The organism is Streptomyces sp. NPDC005408, from assembly GCF_040606445.1.
In the GTDB taxonomy this organism is placed as follows: Bacteria; Actinomycetota; Actinomycetes; order Streptomycetales; family Streptomycetaceae; genus Streptomyces.
This window is the reverse complement of the sequence record NZ_JBEXEX010000050.1, coordinates 36662-54457: the sequence shown is the minus strand read 5'-3', so window position 1 is coordinate 54457 and position 17796 is coordinate 36662. Positions and strand designations below refer to the sequence as shown.

19 protein-coding genes and 2 pseudogenes are annotated in these 17796 nt (G+C 70.0%); 12 read left to right on the top strand and 9 right to left on the bottom strand.

The annotated features are described in order from the left end of the window. The 3 genes and pseudogenes from ABZS64_RS31885 to ABZS64_RS31875 form a co-directional block, all read left to right on the top strand. Window positions 1-679: pseudogene (locus ABZS64_RS31885) on the top strand (hypothetical protein); the annotation flags it as partial. 79 nt (window positions 680-758) lie between these two features. Beyond that, window positions 759-974 carry a type II toxin-antitoxin system VapB family antitoxin gene (locus tag ABZS64_RS31880; RefSeq protein WP_355837233.1) on the top strand — a complete coding sequence of 72 codons (216 nt, stop codon included), beginning with the start codon at window positions 759-761 and terminating at the stop codon, window positions 972-974. After that, window positions 971-1390, top strand: coding sequence for a PIN domain nuclease (locus tag ABZS64_RS31875; protein ID WP_355837231.1), 420 nt, complete (start codon window positions 971-973; stop codon window positions 1388-1390). Before ABZS64_RS31880 ends, ABZS64_RS31875 begins: the two co-directional genes overlap by 4 nt. A gap of 68 nt (window positions 1391-1458) precedes the next feature. Here ABZS64_RS31875 and ABZS64_RS31870 read toward each other — a convergent pair whose 3' ends face one another. After that, a complete protein-coding gene (locus ABZS64_RS31870) occupies window positions 1459-1632 on the bottom strand; it encodes a hypothetical protein (protein ID WP_355837229.1) in 174 nt (57 codons plus the stop codon). 248 nt (window positions 1633-1880) lie between these two features. Here ABZS64_RS31870 and ABZS64_RS31865 point away from each other — a divergent pair, with 248 nt between their 5' ends. From ABZS64_RS31865 to ABZS64_RS31850, 4 genes are all read left to right on the top strand, one after another. Continuing rightward, complete coding sequence (locus ABZS64_RS31865; RefSeq protein WP_355837227.1) at window positions 1881-3152, top strand: aspartate kinase; 1272 nt, start codon at window positions 1881-1883, stop codon at window positions 3150-3152. Continuing rightward, window positions 3149-4219, top strand: coding sequence for an aspartate-semialdehyde dehydrogenase (locus ABZS64_RS31860; protein WP_355837225.1), 1071 nt, complete (start codon window positions 3149-3151; stop codon window positions 4217-4219). The genes ABZS64_RS31865 and ABZS64_RS31860 overlap by 4 nt, the downstream gene beginning before the upstream one ends. 399 nt (window positions 4220-4618) lie before the next feature. Next, on the top strand, window positions 4619-5194 hold the full coding sequence (locus ABZS64_RS31855; RefSeq protein WP_355837237.1) for a SigE family RNA polymerase sigma factor: 576 nt from the start codon (window positions 4619-4621) through the stop codon (window positions 5192-5194). Window positions 5195-5265: 71 nt separating this feature from the next. Further along, on the top strand, window positions 5266-6312 hold the full coding sequence (locus ABZS64_RS31850; RefSeq protein ID WP_355837223.1) for a hypothetical protein: 1047 nt from the start codon (window positions 5266-5268) through the stop codon (window positions 6310-6312). 153 nt (window positions 6313-6465) lie between these two features. Here the strand turns inward: ABZS64_RS31850 and ABZS64_RS31845 are convergent, their stop codons facing one another. Beyond that, window positions 6466-7221, bottom strand: a complete 756-nt coding sequence (locus ABZS64_RS31845; RefSeq protein ID WP_355837221.1) for an SURF1 family protein — start codon at window positions 7219-7221, stop codon at window positions 6466-6468. Window positions 7222-7293: 72 nt separating this feature from the next. Beyond that, a complete protein-coding gene (locus ABZS64_RS31840; RefSeq protein WP_355837219.1) occupies window positions 7294-9117 on the bottom strand; it encodes a prolyl oligopeptidase family serine peptidase in 1824 nt (607 codons plus the stop codon). A 70-nt stretch (window positions 9118-9187) separates the two neighbouring features. Between ABZS64_RS31840 and ABZS64_RS31835 the strand changes: the two genes are divergently transcribed. Continuing rightward, a complete protein-coding gene (locus ABZS64_RS31835) occupies window positions 9188-10015 on the top strand; it encodes a class I SAM-dependent methyltransferase (protein ID WP_355837217.1) in 828 nt (275 codons plus the stop codon). A gap of 71 nt (window positions 10016-10086) precedes the next feature. Beyond that, window positions 10087-10479 carry a nuclear transport factor 2 family protein gene (locus ABZS64_RS31830; RefSeq protein WP_355837216.1) on the top strand — a complete coding sequence of 131 codons (393 nt, stop codon included), beginning with the start codon at window positions 10087-10089 and terminating at the stop codon, window positions 10477-10479. On the opposite strand, the gene ABZS64_RS31825 is transcribed toward ABZS64_RS31830, so the two are convergent. Together ABZS64_RS31825 and ABZS64_RS31820 are read right to left on the bottom strand one after the other, a co-directional pair. Continuing rightward, entirely contained in the window at window positions 10473-11165 is a 693-nt protein-coding gene (locus ABZS64_RS31825) for a 4'-phosphopantetheinyl transferase superfamily protein (protein WP_355837214.1), read from the bottom strand. The two genes, ABZS64_RS31830 and ABZS64_RS31825, sit on opposite strands and share 7 nt — an antisense overlap. Before the next feature lie 119 nt (window positions 11166-11284). Then, on the bottom strand, window positions 11285-11860 hold the full coding sequence (locus ABZS64_RS31820; protein ID WP_355837213.1) for a TerD family protein: 576 nt from the start codon (window positions 11858-11860) through the stop codon (window positions 11285-11287). A gap of 247 nt (window positions 11861-12107) precedes the next feature. On the opposite strand from ABZS64_RS31820, the gene ABZS64_RS31815 reads away from it, so the two are divergent. After that, the gene (locus ABZS64_RS31815) at window positions 12108-12560 is read left to right on the top strand and encodes a hypothetical protein (protein ID WP_355837211.1); all 453 of its coding nucleotides are present in this window, start codon (window positions 12108-12110) and stop codon (window positions 12558-12560) included. 38 nt (window positions 12561-12598) lie between these two features. Here ABZS64_RS31815 and ABZS64_RS31810 read toward each other — a convergent pair whose 3' ends face one another. Further along, window positions 12599-13885 (bottom strand): chloride channel protein, encoded by a 1287-nt coding sequence (locus ABZS64_RS31810; protein ID WP_355837235.1) that lies wholly within the window; start codon window positions 13883-13885, stop codon window positions 12599-12601. 255 nt (window positions 13886-14140) lie between these two features. On the opposite strand from ABZS64_RS31810, the gene ABZS64_RS31805 reads away from it, so the two are divergent. Beyond that, window positions 14141-15031: a sigma-70 family RNA polymerase sigma factor gene (locus ABZS64_RS31805; RefSeq protein WP_355837209.1), complete on the top strand. Its 891-nt coding sequence runs from the start codon at window positions 14141-14143 to the stop codon at window positions 15029-15031. Between the two features lie 24 nt (window positions 15032-15055). After that, window positions 15056-15763: an RraA family protein gene (locus ABZS64_RS31800; protein ID WP_355837207.1), complete on the top strand. Its 708-nt coding sequence runs from the start codon at window positions 15056-15058 to the stop codon at window positions 15761-15763. Window positions 15764-15939: 176 nt separating this feature from the next. Here the strand turns inward: ABZS64_RS31800 and ABZS64_RS31795 are convergent. From ABZS64_RS31795 to ABZS64_RS31785, 3 genes and pseudogenes are all read right to left on the bottom strand, one after another. Next, a pseudogene (locus ABZS64_RS31795) lies at window positions 15940-16545 on the bottom strand (histidine phosphatase family protein); the annotation flags it as partial. Window positions 16546-16723: 178 nt separating this feature from the next. Continuing rightward, the gene (locus tag ABZS64_RS31790; protein ID WP_355837206.1) at window positions 16724-17194 is read right to left on the bottom strand and encodes an SRPBCC family protein; all 471 of its coding nucleotides are present in this window, start codon (window positions 17192-17194) and stop codon (window positions 16724-16726) included. 27 nt (window positions 17195-17221) lie between these two features. Next, window positions 17222-17725, bottom strand: a complete 504-nt coding sequence (locus ABZS64_RS31785; RefSeq protein WP_355837204.1) for a nucleoside deaminase — start codon at window positions 17723-17725, stop codon at window positions 17222-17224. Between the last annotated feature and the right edge of the window lie 71 nt (window positions 17726-17796).

Here is a 17796-nt window from a genome sequence, read left to right as displayed (position 1 = left end):
CTCGATGCGCTGGGTGACGAGGACGTACTGGTCCCGTATCCGCAGGTCGGACGTGTGGTGGGCGGAGTTCGTCCGCCGCGTGCACGGGATCGACGTCACTCTGCTGGGCCGGGCGGGCCTGGCCCGCGTGGATGACGCAGGCGAGGCAGACGGACCGGCACCCGCCCCCACGCCCTCCCCGTCGGAGGCGTACGGCGTACTCGCCCGGCTCGGCCGCACCGAACCCCGTATGACCCTGTCCGCCGCCGACTGCGCCGCGCTCGAACCGCTGGCCGCCGAGTGGCTGGCGCGTGGGGCAACCCACAACCACCTCACCCAGGCGTTGACCGCCGGACTGCCGCCGACCGTCCACAGCCCGGCCGCCATCGCCCGAACCCGACTGGAGAACAAGATGCCACCCAAGTCCACCGTCAGCCGCGCCCGCGCACGGGTCAACAAGATCGTGATGATCTGCGCCGGCTGCGAGGCCGACGAGACGACGACGAAGCTCACGAACGGCCTCTGCGCCGCCTGCCGCGAAGAGCTGGACCGGGAGCCCGAGTGCGACGACACCTGCCCCCCCGTCGGCTACGTGCCCGACACCTTCCGCGCGGCCCCGATCGAGTACGTCGTGAACCACCACTTCCGAGCCGATGAGGCCCGCATCGCGGCGGGGCTCCCGCCACGGGGCCGGGGCTGACGGAATCAATACCCGAGAACCGGAGGAGACCTATCGTGGAGGAGACCCCGTGAGACGCCGTGTGGAAAGGGGGCCGGTCATGGCCCGCATCACTGTCGAGATCGACGACGAATTCCTGGCAGACGTCCGCACGGAGTTCGGTGTGGAGACGGACGAGGAAGCGGTCGAAGCTGCCGTCATGGATGCTGCGAAGCGGCTGCGGCGACGTGAGTTCAGCGACGCCATCAAGTCCGGCGAAATCGATCTCACGTACGACGTCCGCGACGATCCAGGTCAGGGGACATCCGCAGCGTGAACGAGCGATTCCTCGTGGACAAGTCCGCCTTGGCGCGTTGGCACCGGCCGGCAGTTGCGGAGGTGCTGGATCCCCTACGGGAGCGCGGGCTCCTGTGCGTCACAGCGGCCGTGCGAGTGGAGACCATGTACTCCGCGCGCAGCGCTGCCGATGCCAAACGGCTCCGGCGCTGGTTCTTCGGGTTCGACCATCTGCCGTGCCCCGACGACGTATGGGACTCGGCGATCGAGACCCAGGACAAGGCGATCGAGAAGGGCAACCACCGCGCCTTATCGCTAGCGGATTTGGTGATCGCTGCCACCGCTCAGCGTCACCGGATCAGAGTCATGCACTACGACCAGGACTACGACCAGATCGCCGAGCTGGCCGGGTACCCGAGCCGGTGGGTCGTTGAGCCGGGAACGGCTGACGTTTAGGCGAACGCCCCGAGGCCAGTGGCCCGGGGCATCCGGTGTGGACGTGTTCAAGCTCGTCCAGGCCTGGGTCAGGACTCCACGGCTGCCGTCTCCGCGTCAGTGTCCGGCTTGACCTCGCCACCCAGTGCCTCTGCGATCGCCGCGAACTCGTCGAGTGCTGCCTGAAGGTCCTCGACGATCTCCTGGGCAATCACCTCGGGCGGCAGCAGGCTGTCCGCGTCGTCGAGGGCCGGGTCCTTCATCCACGTGATGTCGAGTCGTGAGGGCCTCTGGCTTGAATACGCGCGGCGCCCTGTGACCCGCGCCACACCCTGCGTACCCCGCATCAGCCGGGGCAGGGGTCACCACCGAGCGGCCGTGACCCCTCCTGATGATCACGTAGTGAGCGGGACATCTCACCATGTGACAGCACCGGGTCGGCGTCCGGCCGCTCGTTAGACTGAGCCGACCGCAGTAGTGCGGAACGAAACAGACTGAGCGAGGAGCGCACGTGGGCCTTGTCGTGCAGAAGTACGGAGGCTCCTCCGTTGCCGATGCCGAAGGCATCAAGCGCGTCGCCAAGCGAATCGTCGATGCCAAGAAGAACGGCCACCAGGTGGTCGTCGTGGTATCCGCGATGGGCGACACGACGGACGAGCTGATCGATCTCGCCGAGCAGGTATCCCCGATCCCTGCCGGGCGAGAATTCGACATGCTGCTGACCGCAGGAGAGCGGATCTCCATGGCCCTGCTGGCGATGGCGATCAAAAACCTGGGCCACGAGGCCCAGTCGTTCACCGGCAGCCAGGCAGGCGTCATCACCGACTCGGTCCACAACAAAGCGCGCATCATCGATGTGACGCCGGGCCGGATCCGTACGGCGCTCGACGAGGGCAACATCGCCATCGTCGCCGGCTTCCAGGGTGTGTCCCAGGACAAGAAGGACATCACCACCCTCGGCCGCGGCGGGTCGGACACCACCGCCGTAGCCCTGGCGGCCGCGCTGGACGCCGAGGTCTGTGAGATCTACACCGACGTCGACGGCGTCTTCACCGCCGACCCCCGGGTCGTGAAGAAGGCGAAGAAGATCGACTGGATCGCCTTCGAGGACATGCTGGAGCTCGCCGCCTCCGGCTCCAAGGTGCTGCTGCACCGCTGCGTCGAGTACGCACGCCGATACAACATCCCGATCCATGTCCGCTCGTCCTTCTCCGGGCTGCGCGGAACCTGGGTCAGCAACGAGCCGCAAGGGGACCAGCAGGTGGAGCAGGCAATTATCTCCGGGGTCGCCCACGACATCTCCGAGGCCAAGATCACGGTCGTCGGAGTGCCGGACAAGCCGGGCGAGGCCGCCGCGATCTTCCGTGCCATCGCGGCCGCCGAGATCAACATCGACATGATCGTGCAGAACGTCTCCGCGGCCACCACCGCGCTGACGGACATCTCCTTCACCCTTCCCAAGACCGAGGGCCGCAAGGCCATTGACGCCCTGGAGAAGACGAAGAGCGCGATCGGCTTCGACTCACTGCGCTACGACGACCAGATCGGCAAGATCTCGCTCGTCGGCGCCGGCATGAAGACCAACCCCGGCGTCACCGCCTCCTTCTTCGAGGCGCTCTCCGACGCGGGCGTGAACATCGAGCTGATCTCCACCTCGGAGATCCGTATCTCGGTGGTCACGCGCGCCGACGACGTCAACGAGGCCGTGCGCGCCGTGCACACCGCCTTCGGTCTCGACTCCGACTCCGACGAGGCCGTCGTCTACGGAGGCACCGGGCGATGACCCGCAAGCCGGCGCTCGCGGTCGTCGGAGCGACCGGGGCCGTCGGCCAGGTGATGCTCCAGATCCTTTCGCAGCACGCGGATGTCTGGGGCGACATACGACTCGTCGCCTCGCCGCGCTCGGCCGGCCGCAAGCTGGCCGTGCGCGGCGAGGAGATTGAGGTCGTCCCGCTCGGCGAAGAGGCCCTCGCGGGCGTCGACGTCGCGCTCTTCCTCGTACCGGACGAGGTGTCCGCGCAGTGGGCGCCGATCGCCGCGGCCAAGGGCGCGGTCGTGGTGGACAATTCGGGCGCTTTCCGGCTGGATCCGGATGTGCCGCTCGTCGTTCCCGAGGTCAATCCGCATGCCGTACGGGTCCGCCCGCGCGGCATTGTCGCGAGTCCGCACGACACCACGCTCGCGATGGCTCCGGCAGTGGGCGCGCTGCACGCCGAGTTCGGGCTGCGCGAACTGGTCGTCTCCTCCTACCAGGCCGTCAGCGGCGCGGGACGTGACGCCGTCGCGGCGCTGCGTGCCCAGCTGTCGCTGGTGGCAGGTACGGAGCTGGGTGCCGGGCCCGGAGACGTACGCAGGGCCGTGGGTGACGAGCTCGGGCCCTTCGCGGCGCCGCTGGCGCTGAACGTGGTGCCCTGGTCCGGGACCCTCCAGGACGACGGCTGGTCGTCGGAGGAGCTGGGGCTGCGGGCCGAGACGCGCAAGATCCTTGATCTGCCGGGACTGCGGGTGGCGGCGACGTTCGTCCGCGTACCGGTGCTCACCACGCACTCGCTCGCCGTGCACGCGCGCTTCGAGAGCGAGGTCACGGTGGAGCGGGCCCACGAGATCCTGGCGACCTCGCCCGGGGTGGTGCTCTACGACAATCCGGCGGTCGGTGATTTCCCCACCCCCGCCGATGTGGTGGGGACGGATCCGACCTGGGTGGGGCGGGTGCGACGGGCACTGGACGACCCCTGCGCGCTGGAGCTTTTCGTCTGCGGGGACAATCTCCGTAAGGGTGCCGCGCTCAACTCCGCTCAGATCGCGGAGGCGGTGGCGGCGGAGATCGGGCCCGGGCTCGCCTCCTCATGATCCATCTCCGTATCCGCCTCTGGCTCAATCGGAGCGGCGGAAGCGGAGGGCTTTATAGGATATGTGAACACCCTGTGAGCAAGTCGAAGGTCTGTACCACTTGATCTGGGGTGCAAGGATGTTCGACGATTCGCTTCCCTCCTTACTGCAACCGGCAGTTGGGCGGGGAGCGTCTTTGCGGTTGCCCCTTCACGGTGCCGCGAAGAAAAGGGGCATTGGGGAAGAGCGTGTACGCATGAGCGCATTTGGTTCACCGTCAAAAACGGTGGCGTACGCGTACAACCCTGACGGGGGGAAGCGTGTCCAACAGGCGTGGCAGAGGTTCTCGACTTCACCAGGGTGGTCCCGGTACGCGGCGCAACAGTGCGCCCGCTCCGCAGACCCCGCCCGTCCGGCGGCATGCCGGTGATCGCCCCCATGCCCGCGCCCCGCACCACCCGCATCCCGTCCCAGCGCGAGGGCGCTGAGGACACTATGACTGCGGGCACCACAGTCGATCACCTCACCGAGACCTACCGCGCCCACTACCGGTCGCTGCTCGGTCTCGCTGCCCTGCTTCTCGACGACACGGCCTCCTGCGAGGACGTCGTCCAGGAAGCGTTCATACGCGTCCACTCGGCGCGCAACCGGGTGCGGGACCCGGACAAGACCCTGGCGTATCTGCGCCAGACCGTGGTGAATCTGTCGCGGTCGGCGCTGCGCCGCCGCATCCTCGGACTGAAACTGCTCTCCAAGCCGATGCCGGACATGGCGAGCGCCGAGGAAGGGGCGTACGACCAGCTGGAGCGGGACGCGCTGATCAAGGCGATGCGCGGACTCCAGCGGCGCCAGCGCGAGGTGCTGGTGCTGAGGTACTTCGCCGATATGACAGAGGCTCAGGTCGCCGAGACGCTGGGAGTATCCCTGGGCTCGGTGAAGGCGTACGGCTCGCGGGGCATCGCGGCGCTGCGCGTCGCCATGGAGGCCACGGCATGAGCGGGCACAGGCGCAGGTTTGAGCGGTATGGGCCGGACGAGCCGTTTGACGACCGGACTGGGAACGGAATTGTGAACAACGGGCCGGAAAATGAGCTGGGCGGCCTCGGAGCCCTCGGTGGCGACGAAGTAGCCCTGCGACGGCTGCTGCAAGGGGCCGTGCAGGACCTTGAGCCCTCGGAAGGCGCCCTGGACCATCTGCGAAGGGCGGTACCCGCGCGGCGCGCCCGCAAAAGGCAGGCGCTGGTCGGTGCGGCGGCAGCGGCGCTGCTGATCGGCGCCGCAGTCCCCGCCTTCGTCCATGTGGCGAACTCCAGCGGCAGCGACAGCGCCAACCCCGTCAACGCCGGACACGGCGAACAGGCACAGGGCGGCACCGGGTCCGAGGCAGGTGCCGACGGCGGCGAGCAGGGGACGGACAGTCCCGGCTCCGGCGGCCAGGGCACCGGGCAGAACCAGGGCGGCGCGACCCAGACGCCCGGGCAGCAGCCCTCCGGCTCCACGGACGGCGCGACGGGTGACGTCGTCAACCCGCCAGGCACCGTGGCCGCGAGCTCACCGGCCTGCGACGCCAAGCAGTTGGGTGTCACCTCGGCGCAGGCGGCCAAGCCGGACGCCGAGGGCAAGGTGTACGGCACCTTCCGCATCGCCAATGTCTCCAAGACCGACTGCGCGGTCAGCGGTGACGGAACGATCAACTTCCAGGCGCTCGGAGCGGCCGACGCCGCCAAGATCACCGTGGTTGCGCACACGGCGGGAGACGCGGCGAGCGGACTGCCGGACCCCTCGAAGGAGACGGCCTCGCTGCTGCTGAAGCCGGACACGGCGTACGAGGTGAAGTTCGCCTGGGTGCCGAAGGACAGCTGCCCGGCGACCGGTGCCTCGCCCTCGCCCACGCCGTCGGACGGCGGCTCGTCGGGCACGAGCGCCGGCACCGGTACGGGCACGACCTCGTCGAACACCGAGCCCCAGCTCGTCGCCGCGGACGGCGGGGGCACGGCGGACGGCAGCGTCGCGGTCAGCCACACGGCTGAGCCGGGCGCGCCGAGTGCGGAGACGACGATCCCGAACGCGTGCTCGGGCACGATCTACCGCACGGGTGTGCTGAGCGGTCAGTGAGGGGCGCGGGGCGGCGCCGCGGGTCGGGCGGTGCCACGGGGCCCGGGTCAGACTGGGCGACCGGGGCGGACGGTGCCGCGAGGCGGACGGCGCCTCGGGGCCGAGTCGGACGGTGCCCGCGGAGTCCGGGTGTGCCGGGCCGCAGGGGCTTGGTTAGACCGGCTCCGGGTCCAGGCCCAGTGTGCGGTCACGTGCCGCCTCCGCCTCGCGTCGCAGCAGGCGGAACCACATGAACAGCACGAACCCCGCGAACACGAACCACTCCCCGGTGTAGCCCAGGTTCTGGAAGGCCTTCAGGTCAAGACCGCTGCCCTCCGGCACGGACGCCGGCACCGGCTTGAGCCCGCTGTCCGCCTCCGTGAGCGTGACCCACGCGTCGTACACATCGTCCGGCACAAGGTTCACCAGCGACGCCGCGCTGATCATCCCCAGCTGCCCGCTCGGCAGTCCGCCCGCCGCGTGCACCCCGTCCGTACTCGGGGTCTCCGAGGCCTGCAGCGCACCGGCCACGGTGACATGGCCGCCCGGTGCCGCAGGGGCGGGGGCGCCCTGCCGGAGCCAGCCGCGAACCACCGGCAGTGTCCGGCCGCCGTCGGTCTTGAGCAGCGTCAGCACATACGAGCCGCGCGCGCCGTCCAACTCCCGGTCCGGCACCAGGAACTGCTTGCCGTACTGCCCGCCGGCCGTCGCCTGCCGCCCCGACGTCTCCTGGTCGACGGGCAGCAGCTCGTCGAGGGGCGCGGCCTTCTGCTCGCCCGGCGCGGGCTTCTGCTTGGCCTGCTGATGCGTGTTGACGCGGTCCTCGAACTTGCCGAGCTGCCACGAGCCCATGAAGACACAGAAGGGGATCGCCAGCACGACGAAGATATTGATCCCCCACCAGCGGGGCGTCAGCAGGAACCGGTACACACCCCCACGGTACGGAACGTGCCGACCGCCCCTCGGCCCGCCCCCCCGTCCCCGGAGCCCGTTCCCCCTCCGCTAACCCAGGTCCACCCCCTGCCCCAGGTGCTCGGCCGCGAAGGCGATCTCCAGCCCCACCTGCTTGATCCGCTCCTCCACCACGAGCGAGCCGTGCCCCGCGTCGTACCGGTACACCTCGTGCACCGCGCCGCGCCCCGCAAGCCGGTCCACATAGTTCTCGACCTGGCGGATCGGGCAGCGAGGGTCGTTGACGCCGGCCGAGATGTAGACCGGAGCCCGCACCGCGTCCACATACGTCAGCGGCGACGAGGCCTCGAACCGCTCCGGGACCTCCTCCGGGGTGCCGCCCAGCAGGGTGCGGTCCATCGCCTTCAGGGCCTCCATCTCGTCGTGGTACGCCGTGACGTAGTCCGCGACCGGCACCGCCGCCAGGCCCAGCGCCCAGGCCTCGGGCTCGGTGCCGAGACCGAGCAGGGTCAGATAGCCGCCCCACGATCCGCCCGCCAGGATCAGCTTCGCCGGATCCGCGAGCCCGGACGTCACCGCCCACTCCCGGACCGCCGCGATGTCCTCCAGCTCAATCAGCCCGACCCGGTGCTTGAGGGCGTCCGTCCACTCCCTGCCGTACCCCGTCGAGCCGCGGTAGTTGACCCGTACGACCGCGTAGCCGTGGTCGATCCAGGCCGCCGGGCCCGCCGCGAAGGCGTCGCTGTCGTGCCAGGTCGGGCCGCCGTGGATCTCGAAAACGGTCGGCAGCGGACCCGTCGCGCCCGCCGGCTTCTGCACCAGCGCGTGGATGCGGCCGCCCGGTCCCTCCACCCAGGCGTCTTCCACCGGCACCGACTCCGGCGCCTTCATGCCCGGAGGATCGAGAACGACGCCGCCCGACGTCGAGCGCACCTGCGGCGGCAGGGCGGCCGACGACCACAGATACTCCACCTCCCCGTCCGGCCGGGCCGTCGCACCCGAGACCGAACCGGTCGGCGTCTCGATCCGCACCAGCTCCCGCGTCGTCAGGTCGTACCGCCACAGCTCGCTGCGCGCCTCGAAGCTGTGCGCGACCAGCAGCCCGGAGCCGTCCGGGTACCACTCGGCGTTCACATCGCCCGGCAGGTCGATCGCGAGATCGGTCTCTTCGCCCGATGCGACGTCCCAGATCATCGGCTCCCAGCGGCCGCGCCGCTGATGCCCGATGAGCAGCCGGGTGTCCCCGTCCACCGGAGCGAAGCCGAGGACCTCGAGACCCAGTTCTTCCGTGCCCCCCTTCGTGTCGTCCAGCTCGGCGACGGAGGTGCCGTCGAGGCGCACCACGCGCAGCGCCGAGTGCATCGCGTCCCCGTGCTCGGTGTGCTCGATCGCGATCAGCGTCCCGTCGTGCGACAGATCGCCGGCCCCGGCCGACTCCCGGTGCCGGTAGATCTCGGACGGCTTCGCGTCCGTCCGTACGACATGGATCGTCGTGCCGTCCTCGTCGGTCGACCGGCCGACCACCGAGGTGCCGTCCCGGCCGATCGCCAGCCCCGCCGGGTACGAGGGCTCCAGGCCCGGTGCCGCGGGCTCGTCGTCCCCACCGCCGAAGGGCTGGCGCATCCAGACGCCGAACTCGTCGCCGTCGGTGTCCGAGAACCACCAGATCGACGCGCCGTCGGGGGAGAGGACCCCGTCCGTCGTGCCGTTCGGCCGGTCCGTCGCCTGCCGCTGCTCGCCCGTCGCCCGGTCCCAGGCGTACAGCTCGTACGTCCCCGTGGCGTTCGACACGAAGAGCGAGCGGTGCGGGGCGTCCTCCGCCCAGTCGGGCAGGGAAACGCGCGGCGCGCGGAAGCGCTTCTCCCAGTCCGGCATGCCGGACAGCTCCGGCGTGGAGTCAGTGATCTCAGTCATGACCCCATTCTGCGCCGGACCCCCGACAATCCGTTCGCGTCGTCCGCAGCCTGTGGATAACTTCGACGGCATGTACTCCCCGACCCCCTCGGACTGGCGCGAAGCCAACCGCTCCCGCTGGAACGAACGCGTGCCGATACATGTGGCGAGCGACTTCTACGACCTCGACGCCTTCCGCTCGGGCAAGAACGTCCTGCGCGAGTTCGAGGCCGCCGAGGTCGGCGACGTCACCGGCCGTACGCTCCTGCACCTCCAGTGCCACATCGGCCTCGACACCCTGTGCTGGGCACGCCGCGGCGCCAGTCACGTCGTCGGCCTGGACTTCTCGGAGCCCGCAGTCGAGACGGCACGCGGCCTCGCCGCGGACCTCGGACTCGGCCCGGACCGCGCGGCGTTCGTCGCCGCCGATGTCTACGACGCAGCCGAAGCCGTCCCCGACTCCTCGTACGACATCGTCTACACCGGCGTCGGTGCGCTGAACTGGCTTCCCGACATCACCCGCTGGGCCGAGACCGCCGCGTCCCTCGTCGCGCCCGGCGGCTTCCTCTATCTCGCCGAGTTCCATCCGCTGACCGACGTCCTGGACGACGAGACGGGCTCTCGCGTCGTCAACGACTACTTCGCGCGCGATGCCTGGATCGATCAGACGCCCGGCACGTACGCCGACTTCGACGCACCCACCGTCCACAACCGCAGCGTGGAGTGGCAGCACCCGGTGGGCGAGGTCGTCTCCGCCCTGTGCGCCGCGGGCCTGCGCCTGGAATTCCTGCACGAGCACGATGTCTCGCTGTTCGAGCGCTTCGGCTCGCTGACGAGGCACGCCGACGGCTACTACCGCTTCCCGGCCGAACGCGCCCGTGTCCCGCTGATGTACTCGCTGAAGGCTTCCCGGGCCTGATCTCGGGAGGCGGCCGGCCGGGGCGCGGCCGGCCGAGGCCGATTGTCAGTGTCCGGGTGCACACTCGCCGTATGACCCAATCGACCTCAGCGACGGAGCTGCACAAGACAGTTGAGACGTACTGGTCCTCGGCCGAAGTCCGCGACTGGACGGGCTTCGCGGCGACCCTGGCCGAGGACGTGGTCTACGACCTGCCGCAGACCCGTGAGCGGATCCGCGGCAAGGAGGCGTACGTCCGGTTCAACCGCGAGTATCCGGGCGACTGGCACCTGCGTATCGAGCGGATCGTGGCCGACTCAGACCAGGCCGTGACCTGGATCCACTTCACCGTGGGCCTTGAGGAGATGTACGCGGTCACCTTCTTCACCGCGGACGAGGAGGGCCGGATCGCGACCGTCACGGACTTCTGGCCCGAGGCGTACGAACCTCCGCCGGGCCGCGAGCACCTGGTCGAGCGCTACTGAGCCACGGGCGTCGTGAGACGTACGGCGACGGCTGCCGTGTATCCGCGATCCGCGGGCAGGTCGGCCAGCAACCAGTCGGCGGTCACAGCCGGTTGGGGCCCGGCTCCCACGTACGTGAGGGCGACGTCCTCGTTCAGGCCGACGCCGGTCGCCTTCAGCAGGGCCTCCTTACGGGTCCAGCAGCGTGCGAAGGCGGTGGCGTGGTCTGCCGCGGACAGCGCCGCCAGTTCCGTACGCTCCCTCGGGTGCAACTGGGCCGCGACATCGGCGACGACGCCGGGGTCGTCCGGGACGCGTTCGACGTCGATGCCGACCTGTGCCGTGGCCAGGGCGATCATCACCAGGCCGCTGGTGTGCGAGAGCGAGAAGTGCACGGGGCTGCCGGGGACAACGGGGCGCCCGTGCGGGCCGCCGCAGCTGGTGCACGGCTCACGCGTCAGGGTGACCGCTTCAGGGGCCTGTCCCAGCTGCTCGCCGAGCAGTCGGCGCAGCATCACATGCGCGACGGCGTAGGAGTCGCGGTCGGCGTCCCGCACAAAGGCGGCCAGGCGCGTGGACTCCTCGGCATCGAGGATGTGGCGTTCGGCGACGGCGTCGTCGATGTGCTCGGAGACCCGGCCGGACCACAGCAGTTCCACGCCCGGCAGTGTCCTGGCCTCGCGGCCGATGGGTGTGTCGGTCGGCATGCTGTGGCCTCCGCCTGTCGTCGACGCCGCCAGGTGGCCGGCTTCAGAGTCGACCGTACGGGAGCGGGAGCCAAGGGCCCGACCCTCGAGGGCCGGGCCCTTGAACAGGCTTACGCGGCTCAGATGTTGACGCCGAAGTCCTGCGCGATGCCGCGCAGCCCCGAGGCGTAACCCTGGCCAACCGCGCGGAACTTCCACTCCGCGCCATTGCGGTACAGCTCACCGAAGACCATCGCGGTCTCGGTCGAGGCGTCCTCGCTCAGGTCGTAGCGGGCGAGCTCGGCGCCGCCGGCCTGGTTGACGACGCGGATGAACGCATTCCGCACCTGGCCGAAGGACTGCTGGCGGCTCTCGCCCTCGTGGATCGAGACCGGGAACACGATCTTGTCGACCTCGGGCAGCACGCCCGCGAGGTTGACCTTGATCTGCTCGTCGTCGCCCTCGCCCTCACCCGTGAGGTTGTCACCGGTGTGCTCGACGGAGCCGTCCGGGCTCTTGAGGTTGTTGAAGAACACGAAGTGCTGGTCGGACACGACCTTGCCGTTGACATCGACCAGCAGGGCGCTGGCGTCGAGGTCGAAGTCCGTGCCGGTCGTGCTTCGTACGTCCCAGCCGAGGCCCACGATGACCGCGGTCAGGCCCGGGGCCTCCTTGGTCAGCGAGACATTGCCGCCCTTGGAAAGGCTGACACCCATGGAAATCCCCTGCGCAATCCGGCGCGGGCCGCGCCTCTTGACGATTCCTTTGCCCAACGGGGCAACGAGCGGTCGGTCTGTCTGGTTCCCCGGACACCCAATGTCGTCACAGACGTCGCACCCGAGCAGGAGAATCACGCACCCGAATCACCCGAACGGGCGTACCCGTATGGCAGTGGGGCGCGCCCGGGCCGACGCTCGAATCCCCGTACGCGTCCGGCGTACGGGACGAGCAGAGGACCACGCCATGAGCCAGGACCAACCGGCGGGAACACCGGCGTACAAGGGACCGTCGCCCGGGGAACCGAACAGCGCGTGGGTGACCGGCGGTCTCGCCTTCGCCGCCGTGCTGATGCTGTGCATCGGTGTGCTCGGCGTGCTCCAAGGCATAGCCGCGGTCATCGAGGACGATGTGTACGGCCGGGTCGGCAACTACGTGTACCGCATCAACCTGACCGGCTGGGGCTGGATCCACCTGGTCATCGGCGCCTGCCTCGTCATCACCGCGGCGGGGCTGTTCAAGGCCGCCACCTGGGCACGGGTCACGGGTATCTTCCTGGCCTCGCTCAGCCTCATCGCCGAGTTCATGTTCCTGCCGTACTCGCCGATCTGGTCGGTGATCATGATCGCGATCGACGTGTTCATCATCTGGGCGCTTGCGGTGTACCGCAGCGATGCGCCGAGTCCGGCATCCCTCTGAAGGCCGCGCTCGAGGCCGCGTTCCCGTCCGTCGCCTGATCAGCTCGACGCCCCCGACTTCCGCTCGCCTTCGAGGAGTTGCGAGGTGACGAAGCCGACGACCGAGCAGACGACGACCAGCGGCATCTGGCTGGCAGCGTCATGGCTGAGCAGCAGGACCGCGAGCACGGCGCTGGTGACCGGGAGCCGGGTGACGACCGCGGTGGCGGTGGCCAGCCCGAGCGCGAGGCCCGGCGCCGTACCGAGCCCCGGCAGCCCCGAGCAGGCAATGCCGATCGCCGCACCGAGCAGCGCCGACGGGAAGATCGGACCGCCGCGGAGGCTGCCCAGACAGATGCCCCAGGCGAGGCCCTTGCACAGGACGAGAGCGGCCAGGGCGCCGATGGACCAGGAGTGGGGATGCGCGGCCAGGGCGCCGAGGGCCGCCTGGCCGGACAGCGCGGCCTCCTCCGGCGAACGGTCGGTGATCAGGGCGTACGCCGAGATGCAGCTGCCGACGGCCGTGGCGCAGACGACCGTGCGGACCACGGTGTGCCGTCGCGTCCAGGCCGCCGTCAGATAACCGAGGCGGTGCCCGGTCGTGACGATCACCGCGATCAGCACCGCGACGGGAATCCCCCAGAGGAAGTCCCACGCGTCCGGGTTCGCGTCCGGCGGCACTTCGGGCAGGGTGAGCGCCCCGATCGACAGCCCGGTCCACTTCCCGAAACCGGTGAAGATCAGCGCCCCCACACCGCTGGCCAGCAGGCAGGGCAGGAGCAGGAGCACCAACTGCGGACCGGCGAGCCCGGCGGCCTCGACCACCAGCACGGCGGCCACCAGGGGGCCGCCGAGGATGGTGGAGATCGCTGTGGTGGAACCGGCGGTGCCCAAAATCAGCACGGTCTTGGGGTCCGCGTTCCGTTTCACCGACCGCAGGGCGAGAAGAGCGAGGCCGCTGCCCACCGCCATCAGGGGAGCTTCCGGCCCCAGCACCACTCCCAGAGGCAGCGTCGCCAGAGCGGCGAAGGCCACGCCAGGCAGCTCCTTCGGCCCGAGGAGCGGACCGCCCAGACCGTTGACGGGCACATGCCCGCCATGGCCCGGCACGCGCGTGACGACGGGCGCGAGCAGCAGCCCCGCCAGCAGCATGGCGGGCAACGGCCACCACCAGGGCGCCCGGTCGTATCCGGCCGTCTCCGGCAGGGACTCCCACACCCAATGCTGCAATTCGTGCTGCAGGCTCACGAAGAAGAAACAGGCCAGCGCGATGGGCACACCCAGAACGACGGAGAGCAGCAACAGGCGTACGTAACCGGGGCTGAGCAGCGTCTGCCGCAGTGCCATCGGGCCGGGATCGCGGCCCTCCGGCGCCCGGTCTGCGGGGGTGGGGGTTGGGCCATCGGGCGCGGGGGTTGCGGACATGGAGGTGTGGTTCTCCTCGATCTCCGGCGGGCCCAGCTGCTGGTGGGCTCAGTCAACGCCGACGGCGCCACCGGCGCACTCCGGGGACGGCGGTGGGGTGACTGGTCTCCCCCCGTCACATCAGCTGTGGTTTCGTTCGTCACTGCTGTGACGGAAGGCGACGAGGGAGCGTGACCGATGGACGGCAGCGAGTTTCTTGCGGAGCGGTTCGAGGAGCACCGGGGGCATCTGCGCGCAGTGGCCTACCGGATGCTCGGCTCGCTGAGCGAAGCGGACGACGCGGTCCAGGAGGTCTGGCTCAGGCTGAGCCGTTCCGATGCCGGTGCCATCGACAACCTGGGCGGCTGGCTGACGAAGGTCGTCGGCCGGGTGTGCCTGGACATGCTGCGCTCGCGGACCGCGCTGCGTGAGGATCCCCTCGACGTACACGTGCCCGACCCGGTCGTCAGCCGCGCGGACGACGTCCAGCCCGAGCAGGAGGCGCTGCTGGCGGACTCGGTCGGGCTCGCCATGCTCGTCGTACTGGACACACTGGGCCCCGCCGAACGGCTCGCCTTCGTCCTGCACGACATGTTCGGCATGCCCTTCGACGACATCGCCCCCATCGTGGAGCGCACCCCGGCGGCGACGCGCCAACTGGCGAGCCGGGCCCGCCGCCGGGTGCAGGGAGCGGCCCCGGCCGAGGAGTCCGATCCCGTACGCCGTCGGGAGGTCGTCGACGCCTTTCTCAGCGCCTCGCGCGGCGGCGACTTCGAGGCCCTGCTCGCGCTGCTCGACCCGGACGTTCTGCTCCGCGCCGATGTCGGCGCCGGCCTGGTCGGCACCTCACGACTGGTTCGCGGTGCCCGGGCGGTGGCCGGTCAGGCGTTCACCTTCAAGAGCTTCGCGCATTTCGCCCGCGTGGTACTGGTGAACGGCGCCCCCGGAATCTTCACGGCTCCCGACGGACAGCCGTTGTCGGTCATGGACTTCACGGTGGTGGGTGGAAAGATCGTCGAGATCAACCTGCTGGCGGACCCGGAGCGGCTGCGCCGGCTCGACCTGCGGGCCGTGGACGAGCAACTCTGAGCGGTAGCGGGAGAGGGAGACGGTATGGATCACGAAGAGCTTCGGCGGCGGTTTTCGGCGCTGACCACTGCCCATGTGGCGGACGCGTGCATTCGCGCCCAGATCCCGGTGCGCTGTGCGCCTGCCCAAATGCAGGCCGTCGTGCCCGGCAGCCGCCTCGTCGGGCGGGTGTCTCCCGCCCGGCATGTCGGCAGCGTCGACATCTTCCTGGAGGCGTTCGAAGAGTCAGCACCCGGCGACGTGTTGGTGGTCGACAACCTCGCACGCCTCGACGAAGCGTGCGTCGGCGACCTGGTGGTTCTGGAGGCCCAGGGGGCCGGGATTGAGGGGATCGTGATCTGGGGACTGCATCGCGACACGGCCGACATCCGTGCGATCGGGCTTCCGGTCTTCAGCCTGGGGTCGATCCCAACCGGCCCGCTGCGCCCGGATGTTCGTCCCCAGGACGCGTTGCAGTCCGCCACGGTGGGGGAATGGACGGTGGGCCGTGAGGACCTGGTCCTGGGCGACGACGACGGCGTGCTCTTTGTGCCTGCCGCCGGTGCCGGGGACCTGTTCACGCTGGCAGAGACGATCCGCGACACCGAGCGCCGCCAGGCCGAACGGATCCGTACCGGTGAATCCCTGCGCAGCCAGGTGCAGTTCGGCACGTATCTTGCCCGTCGCCGGGAGAACCCTTCCCTGACCTTCCGAGAGCATCTGCGAGCGGTGGGCGGGGCGATCGAGGAGTAGTCACGGTCAGGCCCGCCACGGCGAGCAGCGGCGCCGCGTACTGCCGCGGGCGCTCCTTGATGAGGCGCGTGCAGCCCGTCCGGCGCTTGAGGACTCCGCGCGAAGCGCATGATGCCCCGCGCAAAGCCGGGAAGTCGCGGCCGGCCACGGCCGCGAACCCCGCGAAAGGCCCCCGCCTACCGAAGGTGCCCCGTGTCATTGAGCAGCCGCACCGACGCGTTCCCATCCGCGTAGTACGCCACCGCCGACAGCGACGCCGCCGCCAGCTCCATCCGGAACAGCGACTGCGCCGGCGCACCCAGCGCCATCCGCACCAGCGTCCTCAGCGGGACGACGTGCGAGACGACCAGCACCGTCTGGCCCGCATGCCGCGCCAGCAGCACATCCCGCGCCACCGCCACCCGCCGCGCCACCGCCTCGAACGGCTCACCGCCGCCCGAGGGCGCCGCCGCCGGGGACTTCAGCCACGCCGTCAGGTCATCCGCGTAGCGCTCGCGCACCTCTGCGAAGGTCAGCCCCTCCCAGGCGCCGAAGTCCGCCTCCCGCAGGCCCTCTTCGACGTGTACGTCCAGGCCCAGCCGCGCGGCAACCGGCTGCGCCGTCTCCCGGCAGCGCCGCAGCGGTGAGGCGACGATCGCCTGCACGCTGCCGCGGGCGGCCAGCAGCGCCGCGGTCGCCTCGGCCTGCCGCCGCCCGGCCTCCGACAGCGACAGATCCGAGCCACCGCTGCCGGAGAACCGCTTCTGAGGCGTCAGCGGCGTCTCACCGTGCCGCAGCAGTAGGAGTGTCGTCGGCGTGCCCCTGCCGGTCGGCAGGCCGGGGGCGGCCGGAGCAGCCTCCTCGACCCCCGGCTCGGCCCCCGACCCGCCTGCGGCCCCGGCATCGAACTGCGCCGCAGACCCCGAGGGCTCCCGCTCACGCTCCGGGAGCCCCGGGGCCATCGCTTCGTTCACCAGCCGGCTACTTCTTCGGCGGTGCGAAATGGTCCCGCACGGAGTTGGTCTGCTTCTCCATCATGGCGATGATCGCTTCAACGACTTCGGGATCGGCGTCGTCGGTGATCTCCAGCTCGCGTGACCACTCGAAGTAGCTGCGGCCAGGGTCGTTGGTGATCGGCCGGACGCGGATGGTGGCGGCGTAGTTGGCGACGCCCATCGTCGGGGCGACGGCTCGGTAGGTGGAGGACCGGTCCACCTCGTTGCGTCCGGCGATCTCCTGCTGGACGAGTCCTTCGTTGAACACCAGCGTGAAGTCATAGCGCGCCGGTACTCGTTCGAGCGCGCCGCCTTCGGTCCATCCCACGTTCTTCGCCGCAGGCCCGGACACGATCTTCACGACTTTCATGGGGTCGCGGACCTCGGTCCAGACGGTGTCCGGATCGGCGTCGAGGATCGTCGAATGGTGCATCGTGTGCTTCCGCTGTAACGCCACGAGGACTCCTTGTCAGAGGGAAGGGTTTCAGTAGTCGATGCGGTCGGGCTTGGCCAGCCACGCGTCGAAGGGCGCCGTGCGGTTGGGCAGGTCCAGTTGCTCGACCGACATCGGCCACATCGACTGGGGCTTCTTGTCGAACAGGTCGTAGAACTTGCGGTCGTCGAAGCCGCCCACCGCGGCGTCGTGCCGGTCGGCGGAGAAGACGAGCCGGTCGACTCGCGCCCACAGTGCAGAGGAAAGGCACATCGGGCACGGCTCACACGAGGTGATCAGGGTGTAGCCCTCAAGGGAGAAGGTGCCCAGCTTCTTGCAGGCGGCGCGTATCGCGCTCACCTCGGCGTGCGCCGTCGGGTCCAGGGTCGCGGTGACCTGGTTGTTCCCCGTCGCGATGACCTCGCCGTCCTTGGCGATCAGTGCGCCGAACGGGCCGCCGCCGCTCGTCGCGCTGTTCGTGGCCAGCTTGATCGCCTTTTCCATCCAGGCGCGCTCGAACTCCCGGGTGTTGATTTCCTGGGTGTGCGTGGTCATGGTCGTTTCCTTTCGGAGAGGGTGGGGACTGCCCGGGTGCTCTGCCCGCGCGGAACAGGGCACCCGGGGCG

Bases quoted from the DNA above. Each gene is read 5' to 3' on its own strand.
- ABZS64_RS31880 (WP_355837233.1), top strand. From the start codon at position 759: ATGGCCCGCATCACTGTCGAGATCGACGACGAATTCCTGGCAGACGTC.
- ABZS64_RS31870 (WP_355837229.1), bottom strand. From the start codon at position 1,632: ATGAAGGACCCGGCCCTCGACGACGCGGACAGCCTGCTGCCGCCCGAG.
- ABZS64_RS31860 (WP_355837225.1), top strand. From the start codon at position 3,149: ATGACCCGCAAGCCGGCGCTCGCGGTCGTCGGAGCGACCGGGGCCGTC.
- ABZS64_RS31855 (WP_355837237.1), top strand. From the start codon at position 4,619: ATGCCGGTGATCGCCCCCATGCCCGCGCCCCGCACCACCCGCATCCCG.
- ABZS64_RS31840 (WP_355837219.1), bottom strand. From the start codon at position 9,117: ATGACTGAGATCACTGACTCCACGCCGGAGCTGTCCGGCATGCCGGAC.
- ABZS64_RS31835 (WP_355837217.1), top strand. From the start codon at position 9,188: ATGTACTCCCCGACCCCCTCGGACTGGCGCGAAGCCAACCGCTCCCGC.
- ABZS64_RS31830 (WP_355837216.1), top strand. From the start codon at position 10,087: ATGACCCAATCGACCTCAGCGACGGAGCTGCACAAGACAGTTGAGACG.
- ABZS64_RS31825 (WP_355837214.1), bottom strand. From the start codon at position 11,165: ATGCCGACCGACACACCCATCGGCCGCGAGGCCAGGACACTGCCGGGC.
- ABZS64_RS31820 (WP_355837213.1), bottom strand. From the start codon at position 11,860: ATGGGTGTCAGCCTTTCCAAGGGCGGCAATGTCTCGCTGACCAAGGAG.
- ABZS64_RS31815 (WP_355837211.1), top strand. From the start codon at position 12,108: ATGAGCCAGGACCAACCGGCGGGAACACCGGCGTACAAGGGACCGTCG.
- ABZS64_RS31810 (WP_355837235.1), bottom strand. From the start codon at position 13,885: ATGGCACTGCGGCAGACGCTGCTCAGCCCCGGTTACGTACGCCTGTTG.
- ABZS64_RS31805 (WP_355837209.1), top strand. From the start codon at position 14,141: ATGGACGGCAGCGAGTTTCTTGCGGAGCGGTTCGAGGAGCACCGGGGG.
- ABZS64_RS31800 (WP_355837207.1), top strand. From the start codon at position 15,056: ATGGATCACGAAGAGCTTCGGCGGCGGTTTTCGGCGCTGACCACTGCC.
- ABZS64_RS31785 (WP_355837204.1), bottom strand. From the start codon at position 17,725: ATGACCACGCACACCCAGGAAATCAACACCCGGGAGTTCGAGCGCGCC.